The 10,471-nt window shown below is 41.2% G+C and carries 11 protein-coding genes and 1 CRISPR repeat array; of the genes, 6 read left to right on the top strand and 5 right to left on the bottom strand.

Annotated elements, in window-relative coordinates:
- Positions 1-91 precede the first annotated feature (91 nt).
- Positions 92-415 (bottom strand): hypothetical protein, encoded by a 324-nt coding sequence (locus F7734_RS58595; RefSeq protein ID WP_155753364.1) that lies wholly within the window; start codon positions 413-415, stop codon positions 92-94.
- Positions 416-519: 104 nt separating this feature from the next.
- Entirely contained in the window at positions 520-684 is a 165-nt protein-coding gene (locus F7734_RS58590; RefSeq protein ID WP_155753362.1) for a hypothetical protein, read from the bottom strand.
- Between the two features lie 236 nt (positions 685-920).
- Between F7734_RS58590 and F7734_RS58585 the strand changes: the two genes are divergently transcribed.
- Both F7734_RS58585 and F7734_RS58580 read left to right on the top strand, forming a co-directional pair.
- On the top strand, positions 921-1,058 hold the full coding sequence (locus F7734_RS58585; RefSeq protein ID WP_155753360.1) for a hypothetical protein: 138 nt from the start codon (positions 921-923) through the stop codon (positions 1,056-1,058).
- A 651-nt stretch (positions 1,059-1,709) separates the two neighbouring features.
- Positions 1,710-2,018 (top strand): hypothetical protein, encoded by a 309-nt coding sequence (locus tag F7734_RS58580; RefSeq protein ID WP_155753359.1) that lies wholly within the window; start codon positions 1,710-1,712, stop codon positions 2,016-2,018.
- A 321-nt stretch (positions 2,019-2,339) separates the two neighbouring features.
- Here the strand turns inward: F7734_RS58580 and F7734_RS58575 are convergent, their stop codons facing one another.
- The 3 genes from F7734_RS58575 to F7734_RS58565 form a co-directional block, all read right to left on the bottom strand.
- Positions 2,340-2,846, bottom strand: coding sequence for a hypothetical protein (locus F7734_RS58575; RefSeq protein WP_155753357.1), 507 nt, complete (start codon positions 2,844-2,846; stop codon positions 2,340-2,342).
- Positions 2,847-2,873: 27 nt separating this feature from the next.
- Positions 2,874-3,269, bottom strand: coding sequence for a hypothetical protein (locus F7734_RS58570; RefSeq protein WP_155753356.1), 396 nt, complete (start codon positions 3,267-3,269; stop codon positions 2,874-2,876).
- A gap of 542 nt (positions 3,270-3,811) precedes the next feature.
- Positions 3,812-4,405, bottom strand: coding sequence for a hypothetical protein (locus F7734_RS58565; RefSeq protein ID WP_155753354.1), 594 nt, complete (start codon positions 4,403-4,405; stop codon positions 3,812-3,814).
- A 748-nt stretch (positions 4,406-5,153) separates the two neighbouring features.
- Here F7734_RS58565 and F7734_RS58560 point away from each other — a divergent pair.
- The 4 genes from F7734_RS58560 (at position 5,154) to F7734_RS58545 (ending at position 9,718) form a co-directional block, all read left to right on the top strand.
- A complete protein-coding gene (locus F7734_RS58560) occupies positions 5,154-5,354 on the top strand; it encodes a hypothetical protein (RefSeq protein WP_155753352.1) in 201 nt (66 codons plus the stop codon).
- Between the two features lie 491 nt (positions 5,355-5,845).
- Positions 5,846-7,126, top strand: coding sequence for an ATP-binding protein (locus F7734_RS58555; protein WP_155753351.1), 1,281 nt, complete (start codon positions 5,846-5,848; stop codon positions 7,124-7,126).
- A 13-nt stretch (positions 7,127-7,139) separates the two neighbouring features.
- The gene (locus F7734_RS58550) at positions 7,140-7,499 is read left to right on the top strand and encodes a hypothetical protein (protein WP_155753349.1); all 360 of its coding nucleotides are present in this window, start codon (positions 7,140-7,142) and stop codon (positions 7,497-7,499) included.
- Positions 7,500-7,645: 146 nt separating this feature from the next.
- Entirely contained in the window at positions 7,646-9,718 is a 2,073-nt protein-coding gene (locus tag F7734_RS58545; RefSeq protein ID WP_155753347.1) for a protelomerase family protein, read from the top strand.
- A gap of 66 nt (positions 9,719-9,784) precedes the next feature.
- Positions 9,785-10,188: direct repeats of the CRISPR family, unit length 37 nt; unit sequence GTTTCAATCCCCTTACGGGGTGTTAGGTGTTGGAAAG.
- Between the last annotated feature and the right edge of the window lie 283 nt (positions 10,189-10,471).

Raw genomic sequence — 10,471 nt, 5'->3', positions numbered from 1 at the left:
CCTCAGTCCCCAGTCCCCAGTCCCCAGTCCCCAGTTCCCAATCATACCCAGTTAACCGCCAATTCCGGACTTGGCGGTTAGAGGGTGATTGCTACGCGGCTTGGTCAATGTCACCTTGGGTCACAAGCTTTGCGATCGCGTCCAGAAGGTCGGTCTTTTTCTTGCCCCGAACTGACACCCCTTTAGACGCTGCAAGCTTCTGTAGCTGCTTCCAAGACAGCTTGCTGAAGTCCAAGACATTTTCGACCGGGCTTTCGCCTACTCCCTCTACAAATTTAGTTGTGGGTTCTACTGGTTGAACATCGGTAGTGTCAATAACCTCAGCTGCAACCTCTACAACGGGTCCCTCACTGGGTAGCGTGGGTTCTACCTCATCAGTCTCTGGTTGTTCCTCCACTGCTGGCAATGCTGGCACTTGAGGCGCTTCTTCAGTTAGCGCGAGCAGTGCTTCTTTGAACTCCTGTACACCAGATTCCCCATATGCGATCGCGACTGCCTTAAATGCCTTGGCTGCTGCCTCTAGCGCCGACTCAGCAGCTGCCTTGGCTGTAAGCTGTGCTTGCTCCTCTTGCTGGAACGCGCTAACTGCTGCCGTGCGGCTTCTAGTTCGGCTTGCAGGTCATTAATGAGGTCTTCGGTAGCAGCAATGTTTTGGGCGGTGATGGAATTGAATGTAGCGAACATCTGATTTCTCCTTATTCTTAGTAGCGGCGGTTGGGTGTTTCGTGGCGTGGTTCACCTCAACCTGTTATAAACAATATAACTGGTTATGAGTAAATCGGTCAAGTGGTTATAGCCAGTTAGTTCATTGCATTTAACCAGATGTTTGGGCGTTCGAGATTGGTGTCAAGCTGGCTTACATATCGTGATGCATTAAAGACTATCCTCCAGCGCGGCGTCCCCAACCACCAATTCCGGATTTGGCGGTTAGGGCTGGTCGCTACCTACGCGGCTTGGTCGATGTCAAGCTGGGTCACGATTTTCGCGATACGGCTTCAGCCGTTAGCTACGCGATCGCAATTCTCTTTTTCCCAATCCCCTCTCCCAACCAGTTATAGATTGCATAACCAGATTGAGGAAAAGACCGCGTAAGTTTAACCAGTTAACTCACGAGCATCCAAGGGTTCCTCCATCGTACCGTTATAGAAAATTGTCACAAAATGGCTGATGCCTTTCTCATGAGTGAATTTGTCTATAAGCTAATAGCTCACTTTAAGCCCAAGTTCTATACCCTTATGTATCTCACTGGTCGGGGAACCACAACTATCATTTTCTCAGAGAAATATATTTGACCCACAGCTGTGCTTCCAGCGACCAGTGACTAGCGACCAGCGATCGCAACTCGGAGATTGGACATTGGGGATTGGGCATTGGGGATTGGGTATTGTGCGTGGGTAGATGGTCACTGGTCACAAGGTCACTTAGAAAGTTTAATTTTTATCTGACAGTAGCAAAATTATGCCAAATTAAGGCTGATTTTCAACGTTTTATTGCAAATTAGCGCAAAAACTGCATAAGTTACTATCATATGCACCTATTTATTAGTTTGGTTATATAAAATGATGAGTTTTGTTATCTATCTAAAGCAAGAAATTTTAAATTTTTTTATCTTTGATGGTAGATGTTGATAATCAGTTATGCAAAAATGAATTCTATTACTACATGAAATTCATGTGTATTAACGCTCACAATTCAAGGACAAAAGTCAAATGAAACTGTTAGACCTAGAAACGATTGAAAATGTTTCTGATTCAGAAGCAATAAAGGTGAACGGAGGATCGAGCTTTTATTACCTAGATGAAAAGCCACCAGAAGGAGATAAGGATAAAGGTGGTGGTAAAGGTAGTGGAAATACGGATGGTGGGATAAAAGGCTGGGTTAGAGAAGCCGTTATAACGATCGGTGCGATTGCATTAGAGCCAGTTTTAGAAAAGGGTGGTGAAATTCTTGGCAGGATTGAAACTGGATTTAGCGACGGCAAACCAACTGTTGGTATTGGTGATATAGTAGCGCCGTAATAGGAAGATAGACCCTCTTTGTTTACGGCATTAAACCTATTGGTTTGTATATCAAGGTTTTGGTAATACTAAAACTTAAAAGCCGCTATTGTATTTTTTACAGTGGCAGCTTTTGAGAAAAAACATATCACAATCTTTTGTTCATTTACGGATACGCTAGTGTGGTGTCGGGGACAGGGGACAGGGAATTTGAGACCGAGTGTCGGGATGTAGTGCGAGCGCCGAAACACTTCTCGCTTGTGCAATGAGACTTACAGGACAGTTGCTGTGGAGTATTAAGTCACGAGGATTTGTAAAGTAAGTAGTTTATTGAAAGTAAAATTAGCATTGATTGTCTATACTATAAATACCAAAAGATTCCCAAATTTCAGGACTTTTCTTACGTCTAAACTGAACAGCAACTTGAAAATTTTTTACATTATTTAAAACTATCGGAATTTCATCTTGAAATTCTTCATTAGGCTCAATTTCAATTAAATTATCAAAAATAAAATAAGACTTACTAAAATCACTACGTTCTTTTGTTTTTAGAAGATAAGGTCGTGTAGCTGAAAATGGACTTTCCATTTCATTAATTGAAAGAATAAAATATTCTTTTTTAACTCTTGTACGTCCTAAGTTTTTGACTTTTACTTCAACAATAGCAACCGGAACATTATCAATAATAATTTGGCGTTTAAAAGAAATATTAATAATTAAAGTTCCAGCAAAAGAACGACTAAAAACAAACAACCAAAGAGACCAGATACCAGCTAATATTATACCTATACTGGTCACTATACCCTGAATAATTTCGATAGAAGTTTTAACATCGCTAAGTTTTACCATGTAATATTTTCTTAATATTTTTCCAATTTATTTGAATTTATTTCTAACTAGTTTCCGAAGCTTTTTGTAAAAAAACTTGGAATTAGAGTCTACCTTATTAAAAGCAACTTGTAACTCTTTTATAGTCAATAAAATTTCATTTAAAAGTTCTATTTTAACCTGGGATTTTTGAGAATAATAAATATCTGATATACAACCACGAAAATTTTTAATTTTATTGAGTTCAGTCAAATTAACTCTACTTGAAGATAATTTCTGGTTTGGTTGTACAAGAATATTATTTATTTCGGTATGAATGTCCTTCAACAACTCTTTTTGAGGATTTTCTGTAATTTTAAATAGCAAACGTTCAATTGCTATCGATAAATCGGTTAATTCTGTCAAAATTAATTGACCGTTAGGACTATCAGAACGCTCTCCCATATAAAAATTATTTTGTTTACAAAATAACGATGTCAATTACAACTACAAATTAGGTTTAATCCAATAAGACTATGTAGACGGTTCCTATTGTGCTAAGCATTACTTTACAAAGATAAAGCGAGTAGACACAGATTGTCCAGATTGTAACAAGAACTTAAAGAGTGAAGATAGGGATGTCGTAAAATCGTTCTATTCCCACTTTATGCCTAACCGTCTAGTACATAAATAGCAGCATTCACAGTTCCCATAGATTTTCACCCTATCACCGCCGCCGCTTCATTGCCAATTCTAATGATTGTGGTTTGAGTGCGATACGGCTGTCTTCCGTTAAACTCCGTTTATCGCATTCAGCCCAACCTCACCGCGTCCATCATTATCTCATGACTACCCTAGTCTACCCTTGTCTATAGATGATTGAATGCGATCGCACAGAACTCCGAGCATAGCAAGCTGGACTCCCCTACTCCCAATCCCCAGTCCCCAGTCCCCAGTCATAGCAAAAAACCAACCACCAATTGCGGACTTGGCGGTTGGGGCATCTGCTACGCGGCTTGGTCGATATCCGATTGGGTCACAAGCTTTGCGATCGCGTCCAGAAGGTCGGTCTTTTTCTTGCCCTTAACTGACACACCCTTGGACGCTGCAAGCTTCTGTAGCTGCTTCCAGGACAGCTTACTGAAGTCTAAGGCATTTTCGGCAGGGCTTTCGCCAATCTCCTCTATAAATTCAGTTGTGGGGTCTACTGGTTGAACATCGGTAGTGTCAATAACCTCAGCTGCAACCTCTACAACGGGTCCCTCACTGGGTAGCGTGGGTTCTACCTCATCAGTCTTTGGTTGTTCCTCCACTGCTGGCAATGCTGGCACTTGAGGCGCTTCCTGGCTGGCTGCGAGCAGTGCATTTTTGAACTCTTCTACACCATTTTCCCCGTAGGCGATCGCGACTGCCTTAAATGCCTTGGCAGCAGCCTCCAGCGCCGACTCAGCAGCTGCCTTGGCTGTAAGCTGTGCTTGCTCCTCTTGCTGGAACCGCGCTAACTGCTGGCGTGCGGCTTCCAGTTCGGCTTGCAGGTCGCTGATGAGTTCTTCTGTAACTTGGATGTTTTTTGCGGTGATGGTGTTGAATGTAGCGAACATTTGGTTTTCTCCTTATTCTTACTAGTTGCTGGTTGGGTGTTTCGTAGCGCGGTTCACCTCAACCAGTTATGAATGTACTATAACTAGTTATAGCTAATGAGTCAGGTGCTTATAACTAGTTATTTCATCGAATTTAACCAGATTTTTTCGCAAATTCTATGAGAAATCTCTATGGTTCTGGCTTGCCTCAGTAGTAGTTGAATTTAATACTTCGGTGTGTGGCACTTCTCCCCTTGGCTTATATATAAAGAATGGTGGAAGTGCCACACTGCGGAGTCACTCCGACTTAGCAAATCGGAAATTATTTCCGTTTTGGCGGTGGCAGTGGGGAGTGGGGGCAATTTGCTTTAAAGCACTAGGTGTGTCAGAAAAGGTTGTTTTGTAGGGCTTGTGGTTACTGACCGGGCATCTCAGTCCAAATTGTGGATTTGCGATTAAGCACTTTTGCATGGGGAGGGCAGAGGTCGGTTGTGGCACTTCTCCTTTTGGTTTATATAAAAGAATGGGGGAAGTGCCACACTGCGGAGTCACTCCGCTTTAGCTGGGATTGTGACTTAAAGGAAATGTTTGCCGCAGTGTTTTAACCAATATGCTAAAAATGGCTAGATGCCTTTCTCTAGTAAGGTTTGATTAAGAGCTATGAGCTTATTTATTTACGTTCTATAAGGGTATAGAACTTGGGCTTAAAGTGAGCTATTAGCTTATAGACAAATTCACTCATGAGAAAGGCATCAGCCATTTTGTGACAATGGTGTTTTCAGATAGGCAAACATTTTCTTTAAGTCACAATCACACATTTCTCCCTTTGGTTTATATAAAAGAATGGGAGAAATGCCACACGGCGGAGTCACGCCGACTTAGCAAATCGGAAAATTTTTCCGTTTTGGGTGCGGGTGCGGGTGCGATCGCGACTCCTCATTGCACTGTCGTGTTGCTAGCTATGCTTTGAATCATAATGTGGGAAAAATTTTGATCCATAAATTAGAAAAGAGTTAACGAAAATTCAGGATTTCACGCTAATCACAAATTAAAACTTTGAATCAAATCATGAGTGAGAGTTGAAATTCTGAATCATAACTAGAACGGGAGTTGAAAAAACACAATTGGACAAAACTTGCACAAAAAATCCCTGAAAAAATTGTTCTAACTTAAACTTTCAATTCAAAATATGGTTCAAATACTCATGTTATGATTCAAAACTTTTGTTTTAGTAGATATCTGAGTAAAAATAAAATATTTCATTGAACAAGCGATCGCCTACTCAAATCCTCGCTGAATAATAATTATAATCAAACCAAAGGATTGATACAAACGTCGCTTTTATCAGTCTTTTTATCTCCTAAAATATAATCATTATGAGTAAAAAAACTCGAATATTAAAAGTGAACTATAAACTGGATACTCATTTCTGAAGCATATCATGAGTTAAAATCTCATTTTTTGTTTCAAATCACACATACGTTCAACATACCAGAATTCAAATACGACGGTGAAACAGGGCTGATTAGCACGTGGGTTCAAATAGCACGGGAACCAGAGAAACCATTAGAAGACCCAGTAGTAGAGGTAAAAAAGTTCTTGCAGCCTGTTGAGTCTTTGATTGGATTTGTTCGTGACGCCTACCATGTAGGACTGTGGGCGGAGACAGGTACGGGGAAATCAACAGCGATCTCGAATATCATTGGCGGAATGATTCAAGAGCTAGGTGGCACCCCCACAATCCGAACAACTGTACCCAAAATAGATGCAGACACAGCTAAAATTTTCCCTCACGTTGATTGGCTAGGCGTTCCAGAGTCAATTTTTGGATTACTAGAAGCCGCGCTAGAGATTCAATATCGTATCTGGATTAATGAACAAGCTTTTCGTGCTGGAGAGGAGATTAAGGATTTTAGTCCTATCCTGTTTTTTATTGACGAAATCAATCTAATCTTCACCCGGTGGGGAAATATTTCTGATAACGACTTAGAGAATGTTTTGCAACGGTTTAAGCGCACGCTACAAGGTGAACGCTTGGCATATTTTGAGTGTAATATGGTTACCGAGCTAACAAATTATAAGAAAGAATTTGCTAAACGACTACTTCTGTTTATTTGGCAAACTGGACGTTCTCTTAGAGTGAAATCATTGATAGCAGGGCAAAACTTGCAACCAGGAAGCTTTGGATTCAAGGTTAATGATTTAGCTAACTGTTCTTATATTTCGTTTGGAGACAGTATTAGAGCCTGTACTAAGTACAAAGTTCGCGATGTAGATTCGGCTGACAATACTAAGCAGTACAATCTCATTCAAAAAGCTTTATCAAGTGAGCCAAACTTTAAATACATTGCTCTATATTGTCCAAGCCAAGGAAAATCTTTTTATGGCATTCTTCCTCCACCTAACTATTACAAATGGGAGAAGAATTTACTTTGTCCAAAAACCTTGGACAACACCCCTGACAATTTGGACAACGTCCAGACAAATGTCCAAACACGTCCAACCGTAGACAATAGTCACAGTAAAGGGTTTGGTGATTTCGACCAAATGTCCAAACTGCCTCAAAAGTTCCAAAATCTGCCATATGAGGGGTACGTCCAATTGTGGCGAGACTTACCTAAAAAAGCAGATGGAAGCGTTCACAAGACGCAAGCTTATGAGCGTGTTTTTGGAGTTAAACGAAGCGATGAGCGAAAAGTCGTTTCGGATTTCATTGATTATTTACAACAACATTTCAAGTAATAGGAGTATGCTGATGAAAGGCGATTTGGTCTACGGATTAATGCAGTTACAGGTTTTTGACATTTTGAAGAGACGGGTTGCTAATGAGGCTCTTTCAACTAACACAATTAACGAAGTCTGTAATTTAATCATGATTCTAGAGTCGAGAATCCAAGAGTATACAACTTTGATAGGGACAAAAGATGGGTTGGCATTAGAACAGCAAAAAGAAATTAGGAATAGCATCAAAAATATTGGAGAAGAATTAAACGGTTATGGTGGAACAGAGTTAATGCTTGCTTGTTGCTATTTGGTGGCTTATACAAATCCTGAAGATGGGTACGACTCTTATTTAAATAGGATTTGGGATGGAATCGGAGGTTGGGCAGCTTAATTTTCAAATTCGCTAGAACGCAGCAAAGGGAGACAGACAACTGTCTCTCTTTTAACTGGTTAAGTCAAAAAGTCCATAACTGGTTATTGACATCTATAACAGGTTAAGTTAAGCTGTAACCAGTTAAGAAATTAAAGGAACACTATATGTCTAAATTACTAGAAACCAAGGTAAATGAACTGTTTGAAGCAACCAAAGACCTCATGAGCCGTGAGGAAATCGAGCCATATTGCGAACAGTTCAACACTTGGCTAAACACTCAAACCAGTTACAGCAATGAATCTCTAGGTACTGTCCTCAGTCGCGCTGGGTTTTATAAGAAATTCAAGTCAATCACTAACTTGGTTCCCGGACAAAACGCCGTTATTGTGCCAAAGCACGACGAAAACGGAAATGTTACGGGTACTACAATCAAGCATTTGTGCCTGGTGCTTTGTGGCTTGACTCAAGAGCAGTGGGATGAGAGGAACCAAACCACAAGAGTGACTGACCGTCTATCCAATGAAGGTCAAGAAATCGATCCAGATAAATATTTAGAAGTTACCGGGCGATTGCTGGAGAGTGAAGACCCACACGAACTGGCTGTTGGTTTAATCGCTGCTACTGGTCGCAGACCACACGAAATCTTAGCCCGTGCTACGTTCTTTCCAATTCAGGGTCAGTCTTACAAGGTGATGTTTTCCGGTCAGGGCAAGAAGCGTGGACAGGATACTAGCTTTGAAATTGGTACTCTTTATCCTGGGGAATACATAATCAAATGTTTGAATCGCCTACGCAAAGAACCCGGTACCAAAGCTCTCCTGAAAGAGGTCGCCAACGAATTTTCTGATTTAGCGGAACAAAATAGAGCAATAGACAACCGTCGTGGTCAATCTCTGCGACGCGTGGTTAAAGAATATTTTGGAGATAAATACTCAGACAATCTAGTTCTAGAACTGCGTCAAGGTGATGACCAAAACAACAACAAAGCTTTACGCGCTGCTTGTGCCGCGCTAATCATTGAGCGGGATTATCCTGGTTCAATTGGGTCTAAGATGTTGGCATTTGGTCGTTTCTTAGGTCATATTGCACCAAATGACAAGCCATCTGACAAAGATTTGAACCACATCGTCACTACTTTGGGCTATTCGGACTATTACGTTACAAAGCCAATCCCTTACCCGATCGCACCGCAGAAGGAAAAAACAGCTTCAGTAAGAGTGACCGAAGCTGATTTTGAAACCATCAAAAATTTGCAATCTAAGTTGGCATTATCTAACCAACAATCCGTTGTTAGTCACTTGCTAAATTTTTATGAAAATGCAACCAAGGAAGTTTTGGAAGCTAAAAGCCAATGCGATCGCCTCAAAGAAGAATTGGCTCAAGCCAACGACCAAATTATCAAACTAAAAGAGGAAATATCCGTTATGCAGCAACAATTAGAGCAACAACCAGAGCAACAACCAGAGCCACAGCCACAACCAAAGCAGCAGCCACAGCCACAAGTAGCTGGTGGAGATTTAAGGGCAATGATTCAAGAAATAATCAGAGAAGAGCTGCAAGGAATGCAAGTCAATACCACACCTACACCCACATCCATACCACAAGTAAAAACCACGCAGTCAGTAGAGCAAACAAAGCCCATTGCTAACTGGGAAGAATTTAGCGACAAAGAACTTTGGGAGAGTAAGGCTAAGGGGAGTGCTGAAGAGAAAGTGAGACGGGCTTTTCTTGCGATCGCAAGCTACAACGATACGCTAGCCACTGGAGATAATGACCGTTTGGCTATTACCAACCAAGCACTCAGGGAACTATCGGGAGCGAACGGCATGGTTATAGGGGATTGGATAAAAGCTCACGCTGATGAGGTTGTGTCGCACAATACTAAGCACGGCATGGGGAATTCAAAAGACCCTAGCAAAACCGAGACTTATTACAATAAACGGCATAGGTCGAAACGGATTACAGAGTTGCTCCAGCTAATCAATGATAAATTTTTGGATGGGCAAGCGATGAAAGCAGGCAAGTCGGAAGATGCTTCTGTTACTGCCAATCCAGCAGAACAAACTACCACAACTGTGTCAAGTAAAACCATAACTCTCAAAGCTACTGAAGCATCTTTGATGGACATAGAGCACACCTTGAGACAAAATCCTGGTTGGACGGTAACTACTAAAGATGGAAAGAAAGTTGTAGCGGTTTACACACTCAATGAGGCAAGTGAAGTAGTTAAAGTTTAGCGCCAACCATCCCTTTACCATTAGTAAATTGCCCGTAAGTACCTGACTACGGGCTTTTTCATGCTTCATCAAATCCCCTTACGGGGTGTTAGGTGTTGGAAAGACCAGAAGGAGATGACATTAAAATAGCTTACGAAAGGTTTCAATCCCCTTACGGGGTGTTAGGTGTTGGAAAGCAAAAAGCATTTATGAAGACGTTCGGGTAATTTATGTTTCAATCCCCTTACGGGGTGTTAGGTGTTGGAAAGAGTATAAAAAAGAATTATTGATAGTTATTGATGAAAGTTTCAATCCCCTTACGGGGTGTTAGGTGTTGGAAAGCTTATCAAGAAATATTCAATTATTTTAAAAATCTATCGTTTCAATCCCCTTACGGGGTGTTAGGTGTTGGAAAGTTGGTAAGTGGTACGTGTTGAAGTCTGACCCACTACACGTTTCAATCCCCTTACGGGGTGTTAGGTGTTGGAAAGTCCGCAGTCTGAAACTTAGAATAGCAACGGACTAGAAGCAAAATTTTGGCAAACCTCAAAATTTTGGTCAAACCAGAGCCTTTAAAATCACCTACTGAAACTGAGTGAAGCTTAAAAGTATTTACTTTTCTAGGTTCTAAGTACTTGACAAACCTCTTAGGGTTTTAGTTCTTGCTTAGCTTTGCCAAATTAATCATAAGCAGATAATGCCCATTTTGTCAAAATTGGAATTGCTAATGTTCGGAGCTTCGGGCTTAATGCCCTTCCTCCCCACTCCCCACCC

It is taken from the genome of Scytonema sp. UIC 10036, assembly GCF_009725235.1.
The sequence above is the reverse complement of the archived record's forward strand: the minus strand, read 5'-3'. Positions and strand labels throughout refer to the sequence as shown.